This is a genomic window from Marinobacter sp. Arc7-DN-1 (assembly GCF_003441595.1).
In the GTDB taxonomy this organism is placed as follows: Bacteria; Pseudomonadota; Gammaproteobacteria; order Pseudomonadales; family Oleiphilaceae; genus Marinobacter; species Marinobacter metalliresistant.
On the sequence record NZ_CP031848.1, the window covers coordinates 1266950 to 1292238 of the forward strand.

22 protein-coding genes are annotated in these 25289 nt (G+C 58.3%); 12 read left to right on the forward strand and 10 right to left on the reverse strand.

The genetic code is table 11. From position 1 onward, the window contains the following. Positions 1 to 54: 54 nt before the first annotated feature. Complete coding sequence (locus D0851_RS05905; protein ID WP_117617793.1) at positions 55 to 1263, reverse strand: alginate export family protein; 1209 nt, start codon at positions 1261 to 1263, stop codon at positions 55 to 57. 611 nt (positions 1264 to 1874) lie between these two features. Here D0851_RS05905 and D0851_RS05910 point away from each other — a divergent pair. The 6 genes from D0851_RS05910 (at position 1875) to lnt (ending at position 8538) form a co-directional block, all read left to right on the forward strand. Beyond that, on the forward strand, positions 1875 to 2891 hold the full coding sequence (locus D0851_RS05910) for a nucleoid-associated protein (protein ID WP_117617794.1): 1017 nt from the start codon (positions 1875 to 1877) through the stop codon (positions 2889 to 2891). 238 nt (positions 2892 to 3129) lie between these two features. Then, a complete protein-coding gene (gene miaB, locus D0851_RS05915; RefSeq protein WP_117617795.1) occupies positions 3130 to 4476 on the forward strand; it encodes a tRNA (N6-isopentenyl adenosine(37)-C2)-methylthiotransferase MiaB in 1347 nt (448 codons plus the stop codon). A gap of 214 nt (positions 4477 to 4690) precedes the next feature. Beyond that, on the forward strand, positions 4691 to 5674 hold the full coding sequence (locus tag D0851_RS05920) for a PhoH family protein (protein WP_117617796.1): 984 nt from the start codon (positions 4691 to 4693) through the stop codon (positions 5672 to 5674). Then, complete coding sequence (gene ybeY, locus D0851_RS05925) at positions 5671 to 6144, forward strand: rRNA maturation RNase YbeY (protein ID WP_117617797.1); 474 nt, start codon at positions 5671 to 5673, stop codon at positions 6142 to 6144. Before D0851_RS05920 ends, ybeY begins: the two co-directional genes overlap by 4 nt. Continuing rightward, entirely contained in the window at positions 6141 to 6986 is an 846-nt protein-coding gene (locus D0851_RS05930; RefSeq protein ID WP_117617798.1) for an HlyC/CorC family transporter, read from the forward strand. Before ybeY ends, D0851_RS05930 begins: the two co-directional genes overlap by 4 nt. After that, on the forward strand, positions 6976 to 8538 hold the full coding sequence (gene lnt / locus D0851_RS05935; RefSeq protein ID WP_117617799.1) for an apolipoprotein N-acyltransferase: 1563 nt from the start codon (positions 6976 to 6978) through the stop codon (positions 8536 to 8538). Before D0851_RS05930 ends, lnt begins: the two co-directional genes overlap by 11 nt. On the opposite strand, the gene D0851_RS05940 is transcribed toward lnt, so the two are convergent. Continuing rightward, complete coding sequence (locus D0851_RS05940) at positions 8507 to 9055, reverse strand: zinc ribbon-containing protein (RefSeq protein WP_117617800.1); 549 nt, start codon at positions 9053 to 9055, stop codon at positions 8507 to 8509. The two genes, lnt and D0851_RS05940, sit on opposite strands and share 32 nt — an antisense overlap. Before the next feature lie 499 nt (positions 9056 to 9554). On the opposite strand from D0851_RS05940, the gene leuS reads away from it, so the two are divergent. From leuS to D0851_RS05965, 5 genes are all read left to right on the forward strand, one after another. Next, complete coding sequence (leuS, locus tag D0851_RS05945; RefSeq protein WP_117620303.1) at positions 9555 to 12140, forward strand: leucine--tRNA ligase; 2586 nt, start codon at positions 9555 to 9557, stop codon at positions 12138 to 12140. Beyond that, positions 12124 to 12729: an LPS assembly lipoprotein LptE gene (lptE, locus tag D0851_RS05950; protein WP_227539461.1), complete on the forward strand. Its 606-nt coding sequence runs from the start codon at positions 12124 to 12126 to the stop codon at positions 12727 to 12729. Before leuS ends, lptE begins: the two co-directional genes overlap by 17 nt. Continuing rightward, positions 12726 to 13733, forward strand: coding sequence for a DNA polymerase III subunit delta (gene holA, locus D0851_RS05955; RefSeq protein WP_117617802.1), 1008 nt, complete (start codon positions 12726 to 12728; stop codon positions 13731 to 13733). Before lptE ends, holA begins: the two co-directional genes overlap by 4 nt. Before the next feature lie 110 nt (positions 13734 to 13843). Beyond that, entirely contained in the window at positions 13844 to 14107 is a 264-nt protein-coding gene (locus tag D0851_RS05960; protein ID WP_117617803.1) for a hypothetical protein, read from the forward strand. 187 nt (positions 14108 to 14294) lie between these two features. Then, positions 14295 to 14930 carry an endonuclease gene (locus D0851_RS05965; protein WP_117617804.1) on the forward strand — a complete coding sequence of 212 codons (636 nt, stop codon included), beginning with the start codon at positions 14295 to 14297 and terminating at the stop codon, positions 14928 to 14930. Between the two features lie 112 nt (positions 14931 to 15042). Here D0851_RS05965 and D0851_RS05970 read toward each other — a convergent pair whose 3' ends face one another. From D0851_RS05970 to bioB, 8 genes are all read right to left on the reverse strand, one after another. Continuing rightward, positions 15043 to 16833: an acyl-CoA dehydrogenase C-terminal domain-containing protein gene (locus D0851_RS05970; protein ID WP_117617805.1), complete on the reverse strand. Its 1791-nt coding sequence runs from the start codon at positions 16831 to 16833 to the stop codon at positions 15043 to 15045. Positions 16834 to 17044: 211 nt separating this feature from the next. Then, the gene (locus tag D0851_RS05975; RefSeq protein WP_117620304.1) at positions 17045 to 18844 is read right to left on the reverse strand and encodes an acyl-CoA dehydrogenase C-terminal domain-containing protein; all 1800 of its coding nucleotides are present in this window, start codon (positions 18842 to 18844) and stop codon (positions 17045 to 17047) included. Between the two features lie 487 nt (positions 18845 to 19331). Next, the gene (locus tag D0851_RS05980; RefSeq protein ID WP_117617806.1) at positions 19332 to 19577 is read right to left on the reverse strand and encodes a flagellar basal body rod C-terminal domain-containing protein; all 246 of its coding nucleotides are present in this window, start codon (positions 19575 to 19577) and stop codon (positions 19332 to 19334) included. 51 nt (positions 19578 to 19628) lie between these two features. Beyond that, the gene (gene bioD, locus D0851_RS05985; RefSeq protein ID WP_117617807.1) at positions 19629 to 20321 is read right to left on the reverse strand and encodes a dethiobiotin synthase; all 693 of its coding nucleotides are present in this window, start codon (positions 20319 to 20321) and stop codon (positions 19629 to 19631) included. A 61-nt stretch (positions 20322 to 20382) separates the two neighbouring features. After that, entirely contained in the window at positions 20383 to 21219 is an 837-nt protein-coding gene (gene bioC / locus D0851_RS05990) for a malonyl-ACP O-methyltransferase BioC (RefSeq protein WP_117617808.1), read from the reverse strand. Further along, a complete protein-coding gene (locus D0851_RS05995) occupies positions 21207 to 21965 on the reverse strand; it encodes an alpha/beta fold hydrolase (RefSeq protein ID WP_117617809.1) in 759 nt (252 codons plus the stop codon). The genes bioC and D0851_RS05995 overlap by 13 nt, the downstream gene beginning before the upstream one ends. Beyond that, entirely contained in the window at positions 21962 to 23137 is a 1176-nt protein-coding gene (gene bioF / locus D0851_RS06000) for an 8-amino-7-oxononanoate synthase (protein WP_117620305.1), read from the reverse strand. The genes D0851_RS05995 and bioF overlap by 4 nt, the downstream gene beginning before the upstream one ends. A gap of 217 nt (positions 23138 to 23354) precedes the next feature. Next, complete coding sequence (bioB, locus tag D0851_RS06005) at positions 23355 to 24413, reverse strand: biotin synthase BioB (protein ID WP_117617810.1); 1059 nt, start codon at positions 24411 to 24413, stop codon at positions 23355 to 23357. Between the two features lie 50 nt (positions 24414 to 24463). Here bioB and D0851_RS06010 point away from each other — a divergent pair, with 50 nt between their 5' ends. Then, positions 24464 to 25198, forward strand: a complete 735-nt coding sequence (locus D0851_RS06010; RefSeq protein WP_117617811.1) for a ComF family protein — start codon at positions 24464 to 24466, stop codon at positions 25196 to 25198. Positions 25199 to 25289 lie beyond the last annotated feature (91 nt).

A 25289-nucleotide genomic window follows, 5' to 3' on the forward strand; every position in this document is an offset into this window, starting at 1 on the left:
GAAAGGCCCCCGCTGGCAGTGGACGCCGCCGGGGCTTTTTTTCGGATATCAGCCTCAGAACTTGGCGGCCAGAGTCAGCCAGAGCTTGTCAGTATCCACTTTTCCGGTTGCTGCATCTCCGGCCATGTAGCGAGCGTATTTAATACCTGCTGAGTAGTTCTCCGCAAACTTGCGCTGATAGACCACATCAACCTCGCTACCCAAGTCACTGGCACCGCCAGGCGAGTCACTGGCCCTGAAGTCATGATATTTGAGGGTCAGGCCGCCGCCCGCCACGGGTGCCTTTACGCTGAGCGACGCGTCTTCCAACCCGACCAGCGGGGTGTTCAGAAACTGGTCAGCCCAGCCGTTCTGACCGTGCAGGGTTGCCAGTGGTGTAGAGAAGCCGTAGTTGCCATTATCCGACCCAAGGACTTCAAGTCCCGCTGAAACAATGACACCCGCGATATCAATGCCCGCATTCAGCTTGTAATACTCGGCATCAAAATCAGCACCGCCCGATTCTGCCTCCTGAATCGCATATTCGGCTTCGTAGATTATCCCCAGCGGCTCAAGGTCATACCGGCCAACATAACGAAGCCCGACGGTGTCGAGCGAGTTGTCAACGCCTTCATCAATTTCCAGCAGATAGGCATAGCCGGTCAGCTTGCCGAGGGGTGTTTGGTAGGCAACGTTGACTATGTGATCCTTGGATGGCAGGTCCCGGCTCTCGGCAAAGATGCGGTTGCGCTGACTCAGGAAGGCGTAGTCGATTGCGAGGTTGGTTGACGGGGTGTAAGTCAGGCGGGCCGCATCAAACGTCTGGCGATCCTGGCGCCAGCCAACGTCGCCAATAAACCGGTGATTGTCGTAAGTTATCACCTGACGCCCCAACCGACCGGTTATATCTCCGAACCTGTACTGAAGGTAAGCCTGGTCCAGCTCTGTTGTCTCGGGATCGGCAATAACAGAGTAATTTGGATTCTTCCCCAGCGTGTCGTTGTAGTCGTCAAGCCCAGCCACGTTCCGAACGTCCTCAAACTCGACAAGCCCGGATAACCCATTGTAATCCGCAGTACGATAGCCAAGGCGGGTTCGCAAAGTTACGCTTTCCGCGTCTCTGAGTGCATTGTCCTGTTGCACCTGTTCGAAACGCAAGCGAAGATCTCCGTATACCTCGGCCTTACTCAGGGCTTCATGAAACCCGGTCTGTGTGGCCTGCACCGAGCCACCCATCAGGGCAATCGCTATCGCCAATCCGGCCTTTTTCGTTACACATTGCATCGCAGTTCTCCGTTTCTGTTAAACCGACTGGTCAAGAGGAGACCGAAGAAAAATTCCGAGCCGCCTCACTGGCCATTTGCCAAAAAAAAAGCGCCTATTGAACCGAAGAAATCTCCGGGCCAATAAGCGCTTTTGCTTGAGTGACTTATTCCACGAGAATTGTGTCGCACGACACAACGCGACTCTTCCCGCTGACCTGAACCATAAGCATGGATTGCGCCAATTCTTGTTCAGGCCTTTACTCTGGCGCTTCCGACCCTTTCCCAACCTCTGCGGGGTAGCCCTGCCAAGCCTGAAAACTGCCCCTTATTCAGGCACAGGCACAGACATGGACCAGCCAAAGTGCGGGTCCCGAAGGCGGCTTCAGAGCTGAAAAGGCGATATTGCGGAATTCTCACGTGTCAAAATCGGCTTTGAACGATAATGCATCAGGATGGGTGGAAATTTGGATTTCCGCGTTTTTCATAATAAGCTGCCGCTCCTTGGACTATGGCCTTCTCTCCCATATCACTCACTGCGCAACCCATTGGATTTGACTGGCTTTACCATCCCGATGAAACGCTCATCATGGAGGCCTTTCAGTCAGGACAACGGCAACAGGGTAATTAACCATGGCAATCAAACACCTGAGGTCTGCCTTTTTTACGCATTTCCAGCCGGACCAGGCAGCCCATCTCAGTGCCGGAGACTCTCTGAGGGAGCCCGGTGGCGACTACGAGGGCCTGCACAAGCAGATGAAGCGGCTGTTTAACAGCAAGCCCGGCAAGAAATACGGACGGTTTTCCGAGGACCTGGGCGAGTGCCCGCTCAGTGCCTGGCTGAAAGACTACCTGGAAGACAGGCAAACCTTCGGCGCCATGACCGATCGCCTGTTCGGGCAGTGGCAGGAGCTGCTGACCGGCAGCCAGGAGGAGTTTGATGGCCACCTGATGATCGTGCATGACGCACTGGCCGACTCAGAGGTGGTTTATCTCTTTATCCTGGAGAACGACAGCGCCATGCGGTTTGATGGCAGTGAGTCACTGGATGCTACGGATGTGCTGAGTTTGTCCAGACTGAATCTGGCGGTTCGCATTGAGCTGGACGACTGGCGCAGCAACAACCCGGCGGAGAATTATCTGACCCTGGTCCATGGCCGCGGCACGGGTGAGCCCGGGGAGCTCTTTATTCGCCTGTGCGGGTTCACCAATCAGGTGGATGTGGAAAAAGAGACCATGACGTTCCTGGACGCGGTAGAAGCGTTCGCCAAATCCTCCGAACCGGAGAAAGCCGGCGAAGTGCGCAATAAGGCCTACGAGTTCTGCAAGGAACAGCATGCCCTGGGTGAACCGGTGGAAATCGAGGCACTGTCTGGCTATCTGGACGAAAACGAGCCGCAACGTTTCAGGGAATTTGCATCGAAAACCGCAGAGCTTCCGGAGAGCGGCGTGCTGCACCCGGATCATCGCAAGGTGAAGAAACTGGTGCGTATCGCGGGCTCCGGGGGTGGCATGAGCGTGTCGTTTTCATCCGACCTGGTGAATCAGGCGGTTTATTACGACCGCGATAAAGATGCTTTGACGATTACCCGGCTTCCCAGGGCGTTGCGGGAGCAGCTGCAGCGGTATCTGGAGGCTCGCGAGGAGTGAGGCGTCCGGAGTGGCCCGCTTCGTAACCTGAGAGCCGGGCGGGTATCCTGCACCCAAATCAGATCGCAACGGATAACACCAGAGCCAGACGGACACTAGCAACAAGCCGAGACAAAGGTGGTTGAAGAATGAGCACCTCGTTATAATACGCAGTTCCTTTTTGCTGGCGCCCCTTTAAATTAAAGCAAATTAAAGCACCCAGTTCCCGGCGCACCATCCACCAGATTACGTGAGACCCATGGCTAAAAAGCTGTACATCAAAACCCACGGCTGTCAGATGAACGAGTACGACTCCGCCCGCATGGCAGACCTGCTCAAGACCGGCGAAACCGTCGAAATGACCGATTCACCCGATGACGCCGACATCCTGTTGCTGAACACCTGCTCCATCCGGGAAAAGGCCCAGGAGAAGGTGTTTCACCAGCTCGGCCGCTGGAAGGGACTCAAGAGCAAGAAACCGGACCTGATTATCGGCGTTGGCGGCTGCGTGGCCTCCCAGGAAGGCCAGGCGATTATTGACCGCGCGCCCTACGTGGACATGGTCTTCGGCCCCCAGACCCTGCACCGCCTGCCGGACATGATCACCGAAGTTCGTAGCAAAGGTAATGGCGTGGGCGTGGTGGACGTCAGTTTCCCGGAAATCGAGAAGTTCGACAACCTGCCCGAGCCCGGCGCCGACGGCCCCTCCGCATTCGTTTCCATCATGGAAGGCTGCAGCAAATACTGCACCTTCTGCGTGGTGCCCTATACCCGAGGCGAGGAAGTCAGCCGCCCGGCGGACGATGTGATTGCCGAAGTCGCCCATCTCGCCGGCCAGGGCGTCCGGGAAGTCAACCTTCTTGGCCAGAACGTCAACGCCTACCGCGGCGAGACCCACGACGGCGACACCATGGACCTGGCGGAACTGATCGAGCTGGTTGCCGCCATCGATGGTATCGACCGCATCCGTTACACCACCTCCCACCCGGTGGAATTCTCAGACGCCCTGATCGACGTTTACGAGCGCGTGCCGGAACTGGTCAGCCACCTGCACCTGCCGGTCCAGAGCGGTTCAGACCGTATCCTGGCCGCCATGAAGCGGGGCCACACGGCACTGGAGTACAAATCCAAACTCCGCCGCCTGCGCAAGCTCCGGCCGGACATCAGCTTCTCCTCGGATTTCATCATTGGCTTCCCCGGTGAAACCGAGAAGGACTTCGAAGACACCATCAAGCTGATCAACGACATCGGCTTCGATATGTCCTTCAGCTTCGTCTACAGCGCCCGGCCGGGCACGCCGGCCTCGGACCTGCCAGACGAGACACCGATGGATGTCAAGAAACAGCGCCTGAGCATTCTGCAGGACCGGCTGAACCAGAACGTGATGGACATCAGCCGCAAGATGGTCGGCTCAACCCAACGGATCCTTGTGACTGGCCTGTCCAGGAAAGACCCCGGGGAGTATGCGGGGCGCACGGAGAACAACCGGATTGTGAACTTCCGACATGAGAATCCGGAGGTTGTCGGGCACTTCATTGATGTCGAGATTGTGGAGGCTTATCCCAATTCTCTTCGCGGGGTGCCTGTGGGTTTGGGGATGTTTTAGGCCTGGTGTTCCTATGGGTCCTGGGGCTGGTGCATGGCGAGTGGTGGTGAGCCCCTTCCCAAAAACCGCTACGAGCACGTCCATGTGCGCTTGTTTCCGGCCATCCTTGGCCTCCAACATTTTTGTGGCACAGGGGTCAGATGAAAGCTTTCATCTGACCCCAACTTCACAGCCAACTCCCCAAGAAACCGGGGGAGTATAAAACGGAGCAAGATTGAACACACACGACACCAGACAATTTGACCTGCACCCGGTGGACCAGCGCCGGCTGGCCACGCTTTGTGGCCAGTTTGATGAAAACCTGAAGATGATCGAGAAACGCCTTCAGGTAAAAGTCGGCCGGCGGGGCCATCATTTCCGGGTGGAAGGGGAAACCGAGCATGTGGCGGCGGCCGTTGAGGTTATCCGGCATCTGTATCGGGAAACCGAGGCCGCGGACGACATTCCGCCGGATACCGTGCACCTGTTCATCCGGGAAACCGGCTTTGAACGCCTGCCCGAGGACGTGCCCTATGACGGCGCAGTGTCGGTGATCAAGACACCCAAGCTGCAGGCCAAACCCCGGGGCGCGAACCAGCAGAAATACGTGCACAATATCCGCACTCACGACATCAACTTCGGGATCGGACCCGCCGGTACCGGCAAGACCTGGCTGGCGGTTGCCTGTGCCGTGGAGGCCCTGAAAGACGAGCAGGTGAAGCGGATCCTGCTGGTTCGGCCGGCGGTGGAGGCCGGAGAAAAGCTGGGTTTCCTGCCGGGAGATCTGGCTCAGAAGGTGGATCCGTATCTGCGCCCGCTGTACGACGCCCTGTATGAAATGCTCGGCTTTGAACAGGTGACCCGGCTGATCGAAAAAAGCGTGATTGAAATTGCACCACTGGCGTTCATGCGCGGCCGTACACTGAACAACTCGTTTATCATTCTCGATGAAAGCCAGAACACGACCCGGGAACAGATGAAAATGTTCCTGACCCGGATCGGCTTTGGCTCAACCGCCGTCATTACCGGCGACACCACCCAGGTGGACCTGCCCCGGGGTCAGAATTCGGGGCTGATTCATGCCGCCGGTGTGCTGAGCAAGGTGCCGGGCATCGGCTTTACCCGGTTTGAAGCGAAAGACGTTGTGCGTCACCCGCTGGTTCAACGCATTGTGGAAGCCTACGATTCTTTTGACGACGGGAGCGCGACCGGCCAGTGAGCGAGGTGACAGTAGACTTCCAACAGGTTTTCGAGGCACCCGGGGTTCCACCGGAACGGGCTTTTCAGGCATGGGCACAGTTGGCGTGGCAGGGGGAGGATCCGTCCGAGGTAACGGTGCGCATTGTCGGAACCGAAGAGAGCCAGGCACTGAATCGCCAGTATCGGGGCAAGGACAAGCCAACCAATGTGTTGTCCTTCCCATTTGAGGCGCCAGCCGGTATAACGGTGCCATTGGCCGGAGATCTGGTGATTTGCGCACCTGTTGTTGAGGATGAGGCCCGGGAGCAGCAGAAATCCCTGGACGCGCACTGGGCCCATATGGTGGTGCACGGCATGTTGCACCTCCAGGGTTACGATCATATTGAAGACGAAGATGCCGAGGTCATGGAAGCCCTCGAAGTCCGATTGCTGGCACAGCTCGGATTTGGCAATCCCTACGAAGCAGAGGAAACGGAAAAAGACTCATGAGCGACGATCAGTCGAGTCGCAGCCAGGGCAGCAAGTCCTGGCTGGAACGTATATCACAGGCCTTCTCCAGCGGGCCTGAGTCCGTCGAGGACGTGCTGGAAATCCTGCGGGACGCCGAGTCCCAGAACATCATCGATGTCGATGCCATGAGCATCATCGAAGGTGCCATGCAGGTGATCGACATGCGGGTGGATGAAATCATGATTCCCCGCTCCCAGATGGTCACCGTCAAGGCATCCCAGGACCCGAAAGAGTTTCTGGCAGAAATCATCTCCTCTGCCCACAGCCGCTTCCCGGTGATCGGCGACAGCCAGGATGACGTGATCGGCGTCCTGCTGGCCAAGGACCTGCTTCCCCTTGCCCTGAGCAACGACCTGAACTGGAACCGCATCCGGGAAATCCTGCGGCCGCCAACCTTTGTTCCCGAAAGCAAGCGCCTGAACCAGCTTCTCAAGGAGTTCAAGGAAAACCGCAACCACATGGCCATTGTGGTGGACGAGTATGGCGGCACCGCCGGGCTGATCACCATTGAGGACGTGCTTGAGCAGATTGTCGGGGAAATCGAAGACGAACATGACTTCGATGAGGAGACCCACATCAAGGCACGGGGCGATGGCAGCTACGCGGTCAAGGCGGTAACGCCGGTCGATGATTTCAACGAATTCTTCGAGACCGAATTCGACGAAGAAGAGTTCGACACCATCGGTGGGGTGGTACTCAAGGAGTTCGGACATCTGCCCAGACGGGGCGAATCGGTTGAATTCGGTGGCTTGGGCTTTACTATTGCCAACGCCGATAACCGTGTCATCCGTCTGTTGCAGGTAACCCGCAGTGAGCAATGACGTTACAAACGCCAAAGTCCTGAATACCCCGCTATCAACCAACCGCTGGCTCGGCGCGGCAACCCTCGTGGTTGCCGGCGCCCTGCAAACCCTGACCTTTTCCCCGTTTCAGTTCTGGTGGCTGGGGCCGGTCTCGGTTCTTCTGATTCTGCTGGTCACGGTTCCCCTGGCGCCGCAGAAACTGTTCAGGGCCGGATGGCTTACCGGCCTTGGTCTGTTTGGCAGCGGTGCCAGCTGGGTGTATATCAGCATCAGTGAACACGGCAACACGGCGATTCCCGTCGCCATCCTGCTGACCACCGCCTTTGTGGCGGGCCTGGCACTGTTCCATGGCCTGGCGTTCTGGTTCTGGGGCAAACTCGCAAAGAAGAATGCTATCCGCCGACTGATTCTGTTCCCTGCTATCTGGATTCTGGGGGACTGGTTCCGGGGCTGGTTGCTAACCGGCTTTCCCTGGCTGTACCTCGGTACCGCTCATACCGACGGCCCTCTTGCCGGCCTTGCGCCCTTAACAGGCGTCCACGGCATCACTTTCTGGATTACGGCTACCGGTGCTGCACTCTACGCGGGCTGGTGGCTGGTTAAACACCTGAGACCAGTCGCCGCCGGCGTAACTCTGGTGATTGCGCTGATTCCGTGGCTGATCGCTCCGGCCATGAACCGGATTGACTGGACCGAGCTCAGTACCGAGGCCACAACCTTTGCGGCCATGCAGGGCAATATTCCCCAGCAGATCAAGTGGGATCCGGAATTTCTCAGAGACCAGATTGTGACGTATCTGGGCATGACAGAAGGCCACTGGAACACCGACCTGATCCTGTGGCCGGAAACGGCCATTCCCATTCCCCAGGATCAGGCCGGCAAAATCATCGAGCACATCAGCACTGAGCTGGGCGAGAACAGCACACTGATTACCGGGATACCCTGGTACGGCTTCAGTGACCGTCTTGAGGACTTCACTTATCACAACAGCATTATTGCGATTGGCAATAGCGAGGGCATCTACCACAAGCAGAAGCTGGTCCCGTTTGGCGAATACGTGCCTTTGCAAAGCGTGCTTAGAGGACTGATCGGGTTCTTCAACCTGCCCATGAGCGATTTCAGCCCGGGCCCGGCCCGGCAGGACCCGCTCAGGGCAAATGGCATCAATATCATGCCGTTCATCTGTTACGAGGTTGCCTACCCGGATTTCGTCGCCTTCAACGCCCGGGGTTCCGGCCTTCTGCTCACCATCAGTAACGATGGTTGGTTCGGGGATTCCATCGGACCACTGCAACACCTGCAGATTGCCCGAATGCGGGCCCTGGAAACCGGCCGCTATATGCTCCGGGGCACCAACAACGGCGTGACCGCAATCATTAACCACCGGGGCAGGCTGACCAGGACCATCCCGCAATTCGAGCGCGCCACCCTGACCGGTGAGGTATACACCGCCAAGGGCAGTACGCCTTATATGCAAACCGGTTCCTGGCCGGTACTGACCCTGGCGGTCATCCTGATCGTGTTTGTCCGGGAGCGGATCATTCCTCCCGTTTCGGCCAGCGGCTCGTAACCCGCTCGTAGTAGTGGGAGCCGCAGGCTTCGCAGGGTTCCAGATGGCTGGTGGCTGTCAGGCAGCGCATGTGGCCACAATTCAGGCACTGGAACATACCCGCGGTGGCCACCTCACCTGAGATGTATTGACCCGCCTCCTTGTTCTCCAGCTTCTGTTTGAGCTCCAGGGTGTCTATCAGGGTTTTGTCGGCAACGGAGAACAGACTGTCCGCCAGTTGGTGTTCCAGCAAAGCGATATCAAGCTGCAACCATTCACTCAGGCCTTCGCCGGTTTCCTCGACGAAGTGCAGCAGGTGCTCAAGATCCCGCTGCAGATAGGCTCCCAGAAGATCCGCCTCTTCCCGGGTCATCTCCTCCAGTTCGTACTCGAACTCAACGGCTTTGCGTACTTCGTCCTCCAGCGTTTGCAGCGAGGTTTCCTCTAATTCATGGAGACGCGTTTTCACCCGCTCCAGCATTCGGTCATACACTTCCAGGGCTTTTCCTGAGAGATGGCTTCTTTCTGGTTTTGTCATAACTGCTCCTTCAAACAAACCTCGGGGTTCCAAAAAAACAAGCGTAAATCCGGACAGTTGGGGCAGGAGCCAGGCTGTGTCAGGCCCTTCCGGGACACGCTGTGAATACGTCCATGTACGCTTGACTGCAGCATCCATGCTGCAGACAGTCCCGGAAGGGCCTGACACACCCTGTCTCCCAGACGTTTGGTGCTCCCGTTCCTTGACAATAGCTCCCAGGGTTCGGGGCGGCGGCCGGTGCAGCTTCCTGAGACTGTGCGCAGCATGGATGCTGCGCTCAAGCCTACATGGACGTATTCACGGCGTGTCTCAGGAAGCTGCACCGGCCGCCGTCTCCCGCCAACACTATAAGTCTGGCACAAGAAAGTCTGGCACAAGAAGGGAAAATTGGCAGACTACCTGTAAAGCCAAGTGTGCGTTAGAATGTCCGGCCCGCTCCGGACATCATTTTGATACAGGGTTTTATTTTTCACACAAGGTAATTTCGGTAATGGCAGGAATGGACGAGCAATACAATCCCCGTGACGTAGAGCAGAATGCCCGTAATTTCTGGGAAGATAACAAGACCTTCATGGTCAGGGAAGAGCCGGGCAAACCCAAGTACTACTGCCTGTCCATGTTCCCCTACCCCAGTGGCAAGCTGCACATGGGGCACGTCCGCAACTATACCATTGGCGATGTCGTTTCCCGTTACCAGCGCATGCAGGGCAAAAACGTGATGCAGCCCATGGGCTGGGACGCCTTCGGCCTGCCCGCCGAGAATGCCGCCATTGCCAACAAGGCGGCTCCGGCCAAGTGGACCTACGCCAATATCGAATACATGAAAAACCAGCTCAGGCAGCTGGGTTTCGGTTACGACTGGGACCGGGAGCTGGCCACCTGCAAGCCGGATTATTACCGTTGGGAGCAGTGGTTCTTCGCCCGTCTTTATGAGAAAGGCCTGGTGTACAAGAAGATGTCCACCGTGAACTGGGATCCGGTGGATCAGACGGTTCTGGCCAACGAGCAGGTCGTGGACGGCCGTGGCTGGCGTTCCGGAGCCCTGGTGGAGCAGAAGAAAATTCCCCAGTGGTTCATCCGCATTACCGACTATGCCGAGGAGTTGCTGAACGATCTGGATCAGCTGGAAGACTGGCCCGAGCAGGTCAAGGCCATGCAACGCAACTGGATTGGCAAGTCCGTGGGTACCGAGCTGACCTTCCCGCTCAAGGACAAGGACAGTGGCCTGACGGTCTACACCACGCGCCCCGACACCCTGATGGGCGTGAGCTACATGGCGGTTGCCGCCGGGCACCCCCTGGCAAAAGAGGCCGCGGAGCGGCACCGTGATGTGGCCGAGTTTGTGGAGGAGTGCCGCAGCAGCAAGGTGGCCGAGGCTGAGCTGGCCACCATGGAAAAACGTGGCATTGATACCGGTTTCAAGGCCATTCATCCGCTGACCCAGGAAGAAATTCCGGTCTGGATTGCCAACTTTGTTCTGACCGACTACGGTACCGGCGCCCTGATGGCCGTTCCGGGCCATGACGAACGGGACCATGAATTTGCCCTTAAATACCGCCTGCCAATCAAACAGGTGATTGCTGCGCGCGATGGTCGAGAGATTGATGTTCAGGAGCAGGCCTTCACCGAAAAAGGCACGCTCGTGTCTTCCGGCAAGTACAGCGGCCTGACCAGTGAAGAGGCCTTCGACGAGATCGCCCGCCACCTGGAAGAGCACAACATCGGCAAGCGCACGGTGAACTATCGTCTGCGGGACTGGGGCGTGTCACGGCAGCGTTACTGGGGCGCGCCGATTCCGATGATGACTCTGGAAGACGGCACCGAGATGCCGGTTCCGGACGACCAGCTGCCGGTCCGCCTGCCGGAAGATGTCAAGATGGACGGCGTGCAATCGCCAATCAAGGCCGACCCGAAGTGGTGCAAAACCGAATACAACGGTCAGCCGGCCACCCTGGAAACCGATACCTTCGACACCTTCATGGAGTCGTCCTGGTACTACGCCCGGTTCTGCAGCCCCCATTACGACAAGGGCATGCTGGATCCGTCCGCCGCCAATTACTGGCTGCCGGTGGATCAGTATATCGGGGGTATCGAACACGCCATCCTGCACTTGCTTTACGCCCGTTTCTTCCACAAGCTGCTCAGGGATGTGGGCCTGGTCACCAGTTCCGAACCCTTTAATCGCCTGCTCTGCCAGGGCATGGTTCTGGCCGAAACCTACTACCGTGAGGACGGCAAGGGCGGAAAGGTGTGGATCTCTCCCGCGGATGTCACGGTTGAGCGTGATGAGAAGGGTCAGCCCATTCGCGCGGTACACAAGGACGATGGCGAGCCGGTGATCTCCGGCGGCGTCACCAAGATGTCCAAATCCAAGAACAATGGCATCGATCCCCAGGCCATCATTGACCAGCATGGCGCCGATACCGTTCGCCTGTTCATGATGTTTGCCGCGCCCCCGGAACAGTCCCTGGAATGGTCTGACAGCGGGGTTGAAGGCGCCCACCGTTTCCTCAAGCGTCTGTGGCGCCTGGTGAATGAACACGCGGCTTCCGGGCTTGCCCCGGCGGTGGACTCAGCCGCCCTGGACGATGGCCAGAAGAATCTGCGGCGCAAGACCCACGAAACCATCGCCAAGGTCAGCGACGATATCAGCCGCCGACTGACGTTCAACACGTCCATTGCCGCCGTTATGGAACTGCTCAACGATGTTGGCAAACTTCAGGGCGACACACCCCAGACCCGGGCCGTTCGTCAGGAAGCCCTGGACACTGCCGTTCTGGTGCTCTCCCCGATTGTTCCTCACATCTGCCACACGCTCTGGCAGGCACTGGGCCACGAGGATCCGGTAGTTGATGCGTCCTGGCCAAAGGCCGATGAAAGCGCCATGGTGCGGAGCCGGATTCAGGTGGTGCTTCAGGTCAATGGCAAGGTTCGGGCCAAGGAAGACGTTCCCGCCGACATCAACAGGTCCGATCTGGAAAAACTGGCTCTGGAGAACGAGAACGTGATGCGTTTCACCGAAGGCGCCACCGTGCGCAAGGTGATCGTGGTTCCCGGCAAACTGGTGAATGTGGTGGCCAGCTGATATGCCCCGGCACTCCGCCCTGCGCGCCCTGATCCGCATGTCGATTGCCGCCTCGCTGGTGGCGACTCTGGCCGGGTGCGGATTTCAGCTGCGTGGTGCGCCTCCGGTATCGGCAGCCCTTCAGCCCCTTGCCGTGGATTGTTCGTCAGCGGTTCCCGAAACGCTTTGTCAGTCAGTAAGGGAACAGCTCGAACTTGGAGAAATAGAGCTCGTTCCCGTTGCACGGGCTGACTATATTCTGCGCCTTGATAACTTTGAGCAGGACCGGCGCGCAAGCGCCATCACCGCCCAGGCTGCCGCCGCGGAGTACACGCTTCGCCACTCCGTGGCTCTTGAGGTTGTCAGCGCTGACCGCATTCCCGTGGTTGCCTCAACCCGCCTGAACACCAGCGAAAGTTACCGGTACGATGAAACCAACGTACTGGCGAGGCAGCGCGAGGAAGAAGCACTTCGCCAGCAGTTGAACGACCGCCTGGCGCAGCAGGTTCTTTTCCGTCTGGCTCCTCTGACCTCCGAACGGATTGATGCCATTCGGGCGGAATACAATCGCACTCAGGATGCCGGCGTTCCAGCAACAGGCAAACCATGAAAACCAATCCGGGACAGCTATCCCAGCTACTGAAAAAGAGCCTTTCACCAGTCTATCTGATTTCCGGGGATGAACCGCTGCTCGTTCAGGAGTGTTGCGATCAGGTCAGGCAGGCCGCGAAAGAAGCCGGATTCCATGACCGCCTGACATTCCATGCCGATCATCAACTGGACTGGAACGCGGTCGCGGACGAATTCAGCGCCATGTCCCTGTTCGCCGAAAAACGCCGCATAGAAATTCATCTGCCAACCGGCAAGCTCGGAGACGGCCGCGCCGTGCTCGAGCGTGTGCTTCAGTCTCCCCCTGAGGACATCATTCTGCTGCTGATCAGCGCCCGCCTGGACGCCGCGGAAACCCGCCGTAAATGGTACAAGGAGCTCCAGGGCAAGGGGGTGCACGTACCGGTCTGGCCAGTAGACGCAGACAAATTCCATGGCTGGCTTCAACAAAGGGCCAGCAGCCGCGGACTCAGCCTGACCCGCGGCGCTCTGGCGATCATGAGCGAACGCCTGGAAGGCAACCTGCTTGCCGCCAGCCAGGAGCTGGATCGGCTGGCGCTGCTGGCGAACGGCACTACGATTGACGAAGAAACCGTTGAACAGGCCGTCCAGGACAGCTCCCGGTTCAGTGGCTTCGAGCTGGTCACCGAGCTGATATCCGGCCGGGCGCCCCATGCCTGCAAGGTGATCAGCGTGCTGCAGCAGGAAGGTGAAAACCCGCTGGGGTTGCTGGCTGTCCTGAGCCGCGACCTGAACCTGTTGCTGGAACTGAAATCTTCAGGCGGCCAGGCTGAGAATCCGGCCTCATTCCTGAAGAAAAGAGGCGTGTTCCAGCCTCAGCGAGTACGAGCGATGGAACAGGCTGCCCGCCGGCTGAACCGCGCTCAGTTGCACGACGCCATTGCACTTTGCAGCAAGGTCGACCGAGCGACCAAAGGCTTCGACCCGCTCTCCCCCTGGCACTATCTCAGAGATATGTCGGCGCTCCTGGCCGCCCGCGCCTGATCCAGGTCAAACTCTTTCCTCCTTGCCATCTTGCGGCCCGGCAACCCCTTGACAGTTTTTTACAATCGGGCGCATTGTAAGCACACCATCAATCCAAGGAGGTGTTTCAGATGAGTCTTCAAGAAGAGTTCAAAAAACTGTCGGACAAGATAAAACAGTATCGGGATGAGGCGCGGGTGCAGCTTCACCTGGCCCGCGAAGACGTGAAGGACGAATGGGACGATCTTGAGCAGGATTGGGACCGCTTCCGGACCAAGATCGACCAGATGATGCACGATGCGGAAAACGCCTCCCAGGAAGCCCGCCAAACCACCCAGAAGCTGGGTGAGGATCTGAAGACCGGCTACCAGAATATCCGTAACAAACTGAAGTAAAAGTGTTAACCGGTTAACACTAAGCCACAAATCTCTACGCCAGGGGCTCCGTGGGCCGGAGTCTCTGTGTCATACTTCACAGTATCAGTGAACAAAGCGTCATAGTTTTGACCCGCCTGATCGAATCCTGACCAGCGGGGCCTGAATTGCCAGGGCGCTTGACCACACTGCGAGGTATAAATGGCGTATGAAACAATTCTTACTGATACCCACCGCACTCACCTTCCTGCTCACCACAACCCTCGTGATTGGCCAGAACATCCGTTTCAGTGATCCGGAAACCGTTATTTCCGAACATTTCTGGGGCAATCTCTACGCCAACGGAGGGAACTCATTCTTCTGCGACACTCCTTTTACCAGTAAAGGCTTCGTGCTGACCGACGGGTATGTATACCCGCTGGCCGATGTGCGCAGCGCGCTCGACTGTGGGACGTCGCGCCAATGTGAACAGGACAACCGTTATCGGCAGATAGCCTCAGACATGCACAATATGGTGCCGGTACGTAGCCGGACAGAAATGGGACGCCGCAATGTTCGATACGAAGACCTGGGTTCTGCCGTCAAGACCGACGAGTGCGGCATCCGCCAAAGCGCCCAGTTCTTTGAGCCCCCCGTTCGGGTCAAAGGCGATGTTGCCCGCACAGTTGCCTACATGGTCGACACCTACAAACTGCCCTGGCTGGGCTCTGCCGCCGTGTTCAAGGGCTGGAATCAGCTGGACCCACCTGACGACGGTGAGCTGACGCGCCATCGGCGCATTGCCGAAATTCAGGGGAACGAAAATCCTTTCGTCACAGATCCCGAGCGAATGGAAAGACTCTGAGCTTCAAGGCCGGAGCTGGTGCCAACCTCTATCAGATCAACAAGGAGTCATGAAAAAGGGGTCAGATGAAAGTTTCATCTGACCCCTTTTTATGCCCGCCTCAACTCTGAAATCAGAATTCTTCAGCAGTCAGAGCCATCATCGAGTCACTGCCGCTACGGATACCTTCGGCCAGGGAAACGGTTTTTGGCAGCAGGCGGTCAAAATAGAACCGCGCTGATTTCAGTTTTCCGCTGTAGAAGCCTGAGGTATCGCTCCCGGCCTTGGGTGCAGCCGCCTTCGCGATTTTCGCCCACATGTAGCCGAGGGCCGTCAGGCCGAACAGGTCGAGGTAATCTACTGAGGCAGCTCCAACGGCGTTCGGGTTGTCGCCGGCCTGTTTGATCACATGCTCTGTCACGTCATCAAGGCGCTCAACCGCGGCAGCGAGAGGCTCCAGGAACGGACGCAGGTGCTCGTCACCGCTGTTTTCCTCAAGGAAAGTCGCCACATCCTGGGCAAACAGTTCGTAAAGCTTACCCTGGCTGCCAACCACTTTTCGGCCCATCAGGTCCAGCGCCTGGATGCCGTTGGTGCCCTCGTAAATCTGGGTAATCCGGCAGTCGCGAACCAGCTGTTCCTGCCCCCACTCGCGAATGAAACCATGGCCACCGAATACCTGCTGACCCATGATGCAGGCTTCCAGGCCACGATCGGTCAGGAACGCCTTGGCCACCGGAGTCAGCAGCGCCACCATACCTTCGGCATGCTTGCGTCGCTCGTCGTCCTCGGCGTACTTGGAAATATCCAGCCACTGGGCCACGTAGGTTGAGAAAGCGCGGCCGCCTTCAACATAGCCTTTCATGGTCAGCAGCATACGACGTACATCCGGATGCACCAGAATCGGATCCGCCGCTTTTTCGGGCTGCTGTGCACCAGTGGGCGCGCGGCTCTGTATGCGATCAAGGGCATATTCCCGGGCACTTTGCAGTGAGGCTTCAGCGGCACCGATGCCCTGGATGCCAACGCCCAGACGCTCGTAGTTCATCATGGTGAACATGGCGGCCAGGCCTTTGTGCTCCTCGCCAACCAACCAGCCTTTGGCGCCATCGAAATTCATCACGCAGGTGGCGGAACCCTTGATACCCATTTTCTTCTCGATGGAGCCACAACTGAAGCTGTTACGCTCGCCCAGGGACCCGTCATTGTTCACCAGGAACTTGGGCACCAGGAACAGGGAAATGCCCTTCGGGCCTTTTGGAGCATCCGGAAGCTTGGCCAGCACCAAGTGGATGATGTTCTCCGCCATGTCGTGCTCGCCCCAGGTGATGAAGATCTTGGTACCTGTGACATTGAAGGAGCCGTCGTCGTTGGGCTCGGCCTTGCTACGGATAATACCCAGGTCAGTACCGGCATGGGGCTCGGTCAGGTCCATGGCACCGGACCAGACGCCGGAATACATGTTGGGCAGGTATTTTTCTTTCAGTTCCTGGCTGCCGTGGGCGTCCAGGGCGAGGCAGGCACCGGCGGTCAGCATGGGCGCCAGGCCAAAGGCCATGTTGGCACCCTGCATCATCTCCTCGAACTGGGCCACCAGCGTCTTGGGCATCCCCATACCGCCGAACTCCGGGTTACCGCCCAGACCGTTCCAGCCACCTTCAACGATGGTCTGGTAAGCCTCCCTGAAGCCCTCCGGAGCCGTTACTTCACCGCTGCTCCATTGGCTGCCCTGCTCATCACCTTCACGGTTCAGCGGGGCGAGAACGCCACTGGTAATCTTGCCAGCCTCTTCCAGGATGGCATCGGCCGTATCCGGGTCAACATTTTCGGCAATTTTCGGCAACGACGCCCACAGGGCGGGGGCGTCAAAAACCTCGTTCAGAACAAAGCGCATGTCACGTAGGGGTGCCTGATAATCAGCCATCTAAAACTCTCCAAAAATTCTGTCAGTCTGTCCAGGTGGTAAAGGGGCCTTGGTTCCGGCCAGTCACACCTGCTTGGGCTATGTGTCCGCTGAAGATTATTTTTTATGGGCGTTTATTCTACCTCAAAAGCGGACCGTAACTCATGAAAAAAGCCCGCCTCCGGGGAGCGCGGGCTTTTACGTCCTGTGGAACTGTGCTCAGTGCCCGCGCTTAGATAGCGAAGGCTTCCTCAGGCATATCCATCAGGCTATCAGCGCCGGCCAGCATGCTTTCGGCATGGGCTCTGGCACGGGGCAGCATACGCTTGAAGTAGAAGCGGGCAGTCTGCACCTTGGCGTTGTAGAACATTTCCTCGGAAGTACCCTCAACCATCTTGTCCAGGGCAACCTTTGCCATGCGGGCCCACAGGTACGCAAACACGGCGTAACCGGAGTACATCAGGTAATCCACAGACGCGGCGCCCACTTCTTCGCGGTTCTTCATGGCGGTCATGCCGATCTTCATGGTCAGGTCGCCCCATTCCTTGTTCAGAGCCGCCAGCGGCTCCAGGAATTCCTTGAGCTGTTCGTTATCGGCGTTTTCCTTGCAGAATATGTGAACCTGCCTGGTGAAGCCCTTCAGGGACTCACCCTGGGTCATCAGCACCTTGCGGCCCAGCAAATCCAGCGCCTGGATACCGGTGGTACCTTCGTAGATCATGCCGATACGGGCATCACGTACGTTTTGCTCCATACCCCACTCGGAAATAAAACCGTGGCCACCGAACACCTGCATGCCCAGGTTGGCCGCTTCATAGCCGATTTCCGTGAGGAACGCCTTGGCGATCGGGGTCAGAAAGCCCAGTGCCTCGTCAGCAGCCTTACGCTCATCCTCAGTCTTGCCGCTGTGAACGATATCAGCCTGCTGCGCAGTCAGGTAAATGAGGGCACGGGCACCTTCGGCAACCGCTTTCTGGGTCAGCAGCATACGACGTACGTCCGGGTGAACGATGATCGGATCGGCGATACCCTCAGGGTTCTTCGGGCCGCTCAGAGAGCGCATGGCCAGACGGTCCTTGGCGTAGGCCAGGGAGCCCTGGAAGCCCAGCTCGGCCGCACCCAGACCCTGGATGGCGGTACCGATACGAGCCGTGTTCATGAAGGTGAACATGCAGTTCAGCCCCTTGTTCTCAGGCCCGATCAGCCAGCCCTTGGCGCCGTCGAAGTTCATCACGCAGGTAGCGTTGCCGTGGATACCCATCTTGTGCTCAATGGAGCCACAGGAAACCGCATTGCGCTCGCCGGAAGAACCGTCGTCGTTCGGCAGATTCTTGGGAACGATGAACAGGGAGATACCCTTGGTGCCTTCCGGTGCGCCCGGCAGGCGGGCCAGCACGATGTGAACAATGTTCTCGGCCATGTCGTGCTCACCGGCTGAGATAAAGATCTTGGTGCCGGTGATGGCGTAGCTGCCATCCGCATTCGGCTCTGCCTTGGTCCGCAGGGTACCCAGATCGGAACCACAGTGCGGCTCAGTCAGGCACATGGTGCCGGTCCACTCACCACTGATCAGCTTGGTGAGGTAAGTCTGCTTCTGCTCTTCGGTGCCATGCTCTTCGATGGTATTGGTCGCACCGTGGCTCAACCCCGGATACATGCCGAATGACCAGTTGGCGGTACCCACCATTTCGCTCATAACCAGACCAAGAGAGTGCGGCAGACCCTGACCACCGTAGTTGGGATCAGCCGTCATGGACGGCCAGCCACCTTCCACATACTGCTGGTAGGCTTCTTTGAAGCCTGTCGGTGTTTTCACACTGTCTTCGCTCCAGGTGCAGCCTTCCTTGTCACCCACCTGGTTCAGCGGAGACAGAACCTGCTCACAGAATTTGGCACCTTCCGCAATAATGGCATCCACCATATCCGGAGTTGCGTCTTCAGCACCTTCCAGGTTGGCGTAGTGCTGCTCGCTGTTCAGCAGCTCGTTCATTACGAATTTGATGTCACGCAGGGGCGCTTTGTACTCAGGCATGGAATCCACCTCGGTTTTCGGTCTCAGCTGAAACAGGTTTGACAGCTTCTGGCCTTGGGTTTGCTCAGACACCGCAGCGCACTGCGCCGCAGCCTTAATTAAACACTTGTTTGAAACATACGTTTAGAGGCACAGAATTGTCAATAGCCGGATGCAAAAATTGTGTTGCCGTATGTCACAGGATCACGCGCCATAACAGTGCGCAGAGCAATCGCCCGGTCATCGCAAAGCGGAAAAATCAAGCGAGGAAAAGGAGTTGAGCAAAGACCGGTTCAGGCAGAAACAGGCTCGAACGATGAGGACCCGGCCCGGTCTTTCTCACCGTCTTTTTCAGCCATGGCGGAGACTGTTGAACTGCCGCACCAGCCCGGTGAACGCGTGCCGAACCCTGAACAGGAGAAGATACTCCGAAGGGCGTGGGAGAAACCGTTGGAAATACAGGAGGGAGTGAGGAAAGCACTTTCTTGGCCCCAGCATGGCCCCAGGCTCAGGCCATAATATCCAGCAACGTTCCGAGCGTCTCGTCCGCGGTTTTCACCACCTGCGCTGAGGCTTCGACACTGCGCTGGTATATCTTGAGGTCAACAATGGGCTCAATCAGGTTCCCCGCACCCCCGGCAGTCCCCTGGGGACCATCTACGCCGCCACGGGCAATCTTACGGGCGGCATTTTCCATGCCGACCATGCCGTCCTGAATGCCCTGGATACCAACTGCGAGTGTGTTGTTGATCATAACAGCTCTGCCCGATGACCATTATTTGACTCGATTAAGCCACATTTTTGGTCATTTTTCAAACAGGGAATCAATATTGAGGTAACTTGCCAGCATCTCCGGACGCGACTGTTCAAGCCACGGCAGTATTCCCAGGCACGGCGACGCCATGTGATTGACCAGGTAGTCCAGGGTGTCCTGCTCACAACTCATGGGCTCTGGCTCGGTCCGGTTGGCAACCCAGCCCGCCAGCATCAGCCCGTCATTGCGTATGGCTTCTGCCGTGAGCAAGGCGTGGTTGATGCAACCCAACCTGAGCGAGACCACGAGAATCACCGGCATGGCCAGCTGGCGCGGAAATTCTCCGTAAGTTTCCCGATCATTAAGTGGGACCCGCCAGCCTCCGGCACCCTCCACCAGCAGGAGGTCTGCAGGACGAATCTGCAAACCACGGCAGAACCCCACCAGGCGATCAACAGTAATGTGCCGGCCTGCCTGTTCAGCGGCCACGTGGGGCGCAATGGCCGGCTCCAGCGCAACTGGATTGATCAACTCATAAGCCAATGGTTCCGAGATGGCATTCTGCAGCATCAACGCATCTTCGTTGCGCAGGCCCTCGGGTGTCCGCTCACAGCCCGAGGCAATGGGCTTCATCGCCAGAGTCCGTTTCCTCATGACTCGTGCGGCGTGCAAAATCGCGGCAGATACCATGGTTTTGCCTACACCGGTGTCGGTACCTGTTACGAAATAGGATTTTTTCGCCATACTTCAGTCCTGTCAGGGGCACAAGAATATGCCAGCCTATTTCCTGTTTTCCGGTAAGGCCTCAGGTTTTCTTCCAGTAAATCCAGGCGGCCTCGTAGCTTGCCATAACCGTTCCGTCCGGCTCTTTCGAATACTGCCTGCACATGTCCCGCATCCTGCCCGGCGCGGTCACAGCCTTGCGGCGTTCAGCGCCCCGGAAACCTGCGCCAAGATGCCTGAGCTCACCTGCCAGCATCATGGGCGACGTGTAGGGCAGGCGGATGGTTCGGGTTTCGATGGTCGCCTGTGGCAGTTCAGCGTTCACTTTTGCACGCAGGGCCGTTTCAGTCTCGAAGCGGTTTACATGTTCATGCTCCGGATCCGCAGCTCTCCAGGCGTGTTTCAGCTCCTTCAGCGTACCGTCGAGGAGGCTGGAGACCATCAGCCGTCCACCAGGGCGCAGTATCCGCCGGCATTCCCGGAACACCGCCCGGGGATCCTCACACCACTGGATCATCAGGTTACTGAAAATCAGGTCGCAACTTGCATCCTGCAAAGGCAGGTGCTCGGCATCGGCAATGATCCAGTCAACGTCTTGAGAACCTTTTTCCCGGGCTTCCTGCACCATACCCTGAGACAGATCTACCCCCGCCACTGCCCCCACCTGCTCCATTGCCGCGAGCTTGCGGGTGAACCAGCCCGTGCCGCAACCAAGATCCAAAGCGCCTGAATCTGCCGCCACCGCGTTGCGGGTCAGGAGCTTCTGCAGCATGGTGTTGCCCATGAAACGCTGCAATCTTGAGGCACTCTCGTAGGTGCTCCGCGCGTTACCAAAGCCCCGGGCAATATCCGCCTTGAGCGTCCGGGAGGCGCCTTTCAGGCCGCCCTGACTACCGGTCACGGAACTCATGACGCCCATGCTGACAACTCCGCCTTCGAAGCCAGAAAAGAACGGATTGCCCCCCAGCAATCCGCGGCCGAACATCCACCCGGCCAGTGCGCCATACCCTCGACCACCGTCTGGCGACTGACGACCGGAATCTCAAGGTCGCCGGCCCAGGGCCTGACAACAATGTCCTGCCCGCCCATCACGTGAAGGGCGGGTGTGGCGAGCGATTGCCAAAGCGCTCTTTGATCCCCGGCATCCAGCCATGCAAGGCTCTTACAGAGATGATCGTTTGACACCAGGGTGCCTTTTTCGAGCCACGGCTTGAGCTTTTGCCGCTCCTGCTTCTCGTCGGCCGCTCCGTTGATCATCAACAGAAGAAAATGCAGCCAGTACCGTTGCGGATCCTGGCGAATGCCCCGGGCAAAAGCCCTGAACTCACGGGCCGCCATTCCATGGGGCCAGCTCTCATCGGCGACAAATTTCGGAAAACCGCCGAGAGTGATCGCACAGGACACCGAACCGGTTTCCCGGCAGGCGGCCTCCATCACAATCTGGCTGCCGAGGGACCACCCCATCCAGACCGACGGCTCGGGATACAGCGACAGCAACTCCTCGGCCACTTCAGGCACGGAACTGCAGCGGGCCAGCAGTTCATCGTCCAGCGAAACCGGCATCACCTCACCCGGCCAGAAACCATAAAGCCCGGCCAGCATTTCCGCCCGGACACCCCAGCCACCGACAACCACCAGACGCGGACAGACTTTCGCGGAACTCATATCGCCACTTCCGTGCCCTGAGCCAGGTGACGACATTCCGACAGCGCGTTCAACAGACAATCGAGATTCTCCTGAGTATGTGCGGCACTGAACGTAACCCGCAAACGAGCCTCACCCACCGGAACGGTGGGTGGGCGTATCGCCGACACCAGCAACCCCCTGTCTTCGAGCGCCTGGCTCAACGCCAGAGCAGCGTGGTTATCACCAATCATGATCGGCTGAATGGGCGTATGGGAGTGCATCAGATCATAACCCAGCGCAGACGCCTCTCTCCGGAACCGGGAAACCAGCCCCAACACATGTTCCCGGCGGGCATCATCGCGCTCGATCAGATCAATACTTGCGCAGGTCGCCAAGGCAAGCGCCGGCGGCATGGCCGTAGTATAGATGTAGGTTCGCGCTTTCTGAACCAGATAATCCATCAGCAGCGCCGGCCCTGCAACAAACGCACCGCTGGTACCGACCGCCTTGCCCAGGGTGCCGATCAGCACCGGAACATCCACTTCCGACAGTCCCGCCTCAGCCACACTCCCCCGCCCCTGGGGCCCGAGAACGCCAAGGCCGTGGGCATCGTCAACCACCAGCAGCGCATCATGGGCCCGGCAAACCCGCGCCAGCCCGGCCAGCGGCGCCACATCGCCATCCATACTGAACACACCGTCCGTCACCACCAGCTTGTGCCCGGACGTTTTCGCCAGCATCGCCTCCAGCGCGGCAACGTCCCCGTGGGCATACCGGCGAACCCGGGCCCGGCTCAGAATACAGCCATCGATAATGGACGCATGATTCAGCCGATCCGAGAAAATCGTATCCCCGCGACCGGCCAGCGCCGAAATCACACCCATATTGGCCATGTAGCCGGTCGAGAAGAACAATGCCGAACTGCGCCCGGTGAATTCCGCCAGACGCTGCTCCAACTGGTGGTGCGCATCATGATGGCCACAGATCAGATGGGAAGCCGCACCCCCGAGACCGGTGTCCGGTAGCGCGTCACGAAGTGCGTCAATGTTGGTGGGGTGATTGGCAAGACCAAGATAATCGTTGCTGCAGAAGGAGAGCAAAGATTTGCCGTTGGCAACCAAAGACGGCTGCTGGGGGCCTGAGATCAGTCGGCGTGTCCGGTACAAACCGGCCTGTTTACGCTGTTCAAGTTCAAGGGCAAAGTCCCGCACGAGCATGGCTCCGGATTAGGGGTTGCGCGTATAGCCTGGTGAAAGCTGCCGAAGATACCCGAAGTTTCCGGCAGGGTGCGGGCAGGGACCTCCGGGATTGTAGAGGGCCAGGGATGGCCCGAAACAAGCGCACATGGATGTGCTCGTAGCGTATCCCGGAGGTCCCTGCCCGCAGCCTGCTCCCCCCAAAGTCTGAAGGCCCAAAAAACCACTGATATCAGGCAGATTCCCGAGTAGCGTCATAGAACATATGGCGAGTCGCCTCATACTCCACCGCCTCGGCAATCGCCTCCTCTTCCTGCTCCTCGGAGGCACACTGCTCCCGCTGCTCCGGCCGGATCCCAAGACGCTTGAACAACAGCATATCGGCATCGGCTTCCGGGTTGGCAGTGGTCAACAGCTTCTCACCGTAGAAAATAGAATTGGCACCCGCCATAAAGCACAGCGCCTGCATCTGCTCATTCATATTCTCCCGGCCCGCCGACAGGCGCACGTGGGAAGCCGGCATCATGATCCGGGCCACCGCAATAATGCGAACGAACTCGAACGGATCCAGATCCTCCACATCCTCCATCGGCGTGCCCTTCACCTTCACCAGCATATTCACCGGCACACTTTCCGGATGGTGAGGCAGGTTCGCCAGCTGGACTAGCAGGCCGACGCGATCATCCTCATCCTCGCCCATACCCATAATGCCGCCGCAGCAAACCTTCATACCGGCTTTACGGACGTTATCCAGCGTATCCAGACGGTCCTGGTAGGTCCGGGTTGTGATGATGTGGCTGTAGTACTTCTCGGAAGTGTCCAGATTGTGGTTATAGTAATCCAGACCGGCCTCGGCCAGCTCTACCGCCTGCTCTTCCTTCAGCATGCCCAGGGTCATGCAGGTCTCCAGCCCGAGGGATTTCACCTGCTTGACCATATCAAGAACATAGGGCATGTCTTTCTTCGAAGGACTGCGCCAGGCCGCGCCCATGCAGAACCGGGAGGCGCCCTTCTGCTTCGCCGCCTGAGCCTCAGCCACCACCTTCTCGATTTCCAGCAGCTTCTCTTTCTCGAGGCCAGTGTTGTAATGACCGCTCTGAGGGCAATATTTGCAGTCTTCCGGGCAGGCACCGGTCTTGATCGACAACAGCGTGCTCACCTGCACCTCGTTGGGATCAAAGTGCTCCCGGTGCGCGCTCTGGGCACGGAACAGAAGATCGTTAAAGGGAAGCTCGAACAGTTCGCGGGCTTCCTGCAGTGTCCAGTCGTGGCGGAGTTCTGTAGCGGTCATGTAAAAGTCCTGTTAACCTTTCCCGGTCTCTGGGTTTACGGATGAATCAGATGATAAAGGGACTGAACTGGCTGTCAACCTTCATGGAACGAAAGGTTAACAGCATCAAACAGGGCGGACTTTGCGTCGCCTGCCTTTCTTCCAGTGCTTTCAATGGGTTATGTCAGCCATGCCGGGAAGATCTACCGGTTAACCGCTGGCACTGCCGCTGTTGCGCCCTGCCCCTGGCTTTTCCTTCTTCGGATCTGCTTTGCGGCGACTGTCTGAAATTCCCGCCTCCGTTCAAGACATCCTGCATTCCCTGGCGCTATCAGTATCCCCTGGATGGCATGATCGGCCGCTATAAATACAACGGGCAACGAAAGTTTGCGCGGCCGCTGATCGCGGATTTTGCCGGTTTTCTTGAACAGGAACTGGGCCGCGGAACGATAACAAGACCGGACGTACTGGTGCCCGCCCCCATGGATTCGCGACGCCGGCGCCGGCGCGGTTTCAATCAGGCCCAGGATATTGCCGAGAATGTTGGGCGGCACCTTGGGATTACTGTGGATGCCGGACTGGTGCAGCGGGTTCGCCGGGTTCGGTCGCAACGGGAATTGAGTCGGGATGAGCGGCTGGCGAATCTTCGCGGGGTGTTTGAAGTGACGTCGGTGGCACCTGAACGGGTGGCGATTGTGGATGATGTGGTGACGACGGGGGCAACGGTTCGGGTTTTGGCGGGGGCTCTGCGGGAGGCGGGGGCGCGGGATATTCAGGTTTGGGCCTTGGCTCGGACCCCTGGCTAGTTTCTTTGTGGCTCCGTGCAAGGTGGCTCCGTGCAAGCGCCGTGCCGGCAGGCTCTCCCGGGATACGCTACAAGCTCATCCCTGAGCGCTT

Excerpts from the sequence above, each read along its gene's own strand:
- bioC (WP_117617808.1), bottom strand. The coding sequence starts at position 21,219 with ATGGGCGTCATGAGTTCCGTGACCGGTAGTCAGGGCGGCCTGAAAGGC.
- bioB (WP_117617810.1), bottom strand. The coding sequence starts at position 24,413 with ATGACCGCTACAGAACTCCGCCACGACTGGACACTGCAGGAAGCCCGC.
- D0851_RS06010 (WP_117617811.1), top strand. The coding sequence starts at position 24,464 with ATGATAAAGGGACTGAACTGGCTGTCAACCTTCATGGAACGAAAGGTT.
- D0851_RS05970 (WP_117617805.1), bottom strand. The coding sequence starts at position 16,833 with ATGGCTGATTATCAGGCACCCCTACGTGACATGCGCTTTGTTCTGAAC.
- D0851_RS05975 (WP_117620304.1), bottom strand. The coding sequence starts at position 18,844 with ATGCCTGAGTACAAAGCGCCCCTGCGTGACATCAAATTCGTAATGAAC.
- D0851_RS05980 (WP_117617806.1), bottom strand. The coding sequence starts at position 19,577 with ATGATCAACAACACACTCGCAGTTGGTATCCAGGGCATTCAGGACGGC.
- D0851_RS05995 (WP_117617809.1), bottom strand. The coding sequence starts at position 21,965 with ATGAGTTCCGCGAAAGTCTGTCCGCGTCTGGTGGTTGTCGGTGGCTGG.
- holA (WP_117617802.1), top strand. The coding sequence starts at position 12,726 with ATGAAAACCAATCCGGGACAGCTATCCCAGCTACTGAAAAAGAGCCTT.
- miaB (WP_117617795.1), top strand. The coding sequence starts at position 3,130 with ATGGCTAAAAAGCTGTACATCAAAACCCACGGCTGTCAGATGAACGAG.
- lptE (WP_227539461.1), top strand. The coding sequence starts at position 12,124 with ATGTGGTGGCCAGCTGATATGCCCCGGCACTCCGCCCTGCGCGCCCTG.
- D0851_RS05930 (WP_117617798.1), top strand. The coding sequence starts at position 6,141 with ATGAGCGACGATCAGTCGAGTCGCAGCCAGGGCAGCAAGTCCTGGCTG.
- D0851_RS05905 (WP_117617793.1), bottom strand. The coding sequence starts at position 1,263 with ATGCAATGTGTAACGAAAAAGGCCGGATTGGCGATAGCGATTGCCCTG.
- D0851_RS05965 (WP_117617804.1), top strand. The coding sequence starts at position 14,295 with ATGAAACAATTCTTACTGATACCCACCGCACTCACCTTCCTGCTCACC.
- D0851_RS05940 (WP_117617800.1), bottom strand. The coding sequence starts at position 9,055 with ATGACAAAACCAGAAAGAAGCCATCTCTCAGGAAAAGCCCTGGAAGTG.
- D0851_RS05960 (WP_117617803.1), top strand. The coding sequence starts at position 13,844 with ATGAGTCTTCAAGAAGAGTTCAAAAAACTGTCGGACAAGATAAAACAG.
- D0851_RS05910 (WP_117617794.1), top strand. The coding sequence starts at position 1,875 with ATGGCAATCAAACACCTGAGGTCTGCCTTTTTTACGCATTTCCAGCCG.
- leuS (WP_117620303.1), top strand. The coding sequence starts at position 9,555 with ATGGACGAGCAATACAATCCCCGTGACGTAGAGCAGAATGCCCGTAAT.
- bioD (WP_117617807.1), bottom strand. The coding sequence starts at position 20,321 with ATGGCGAAAAAATCCTATTTCGTAACAGGTACCGACACCGGTGTAGGC.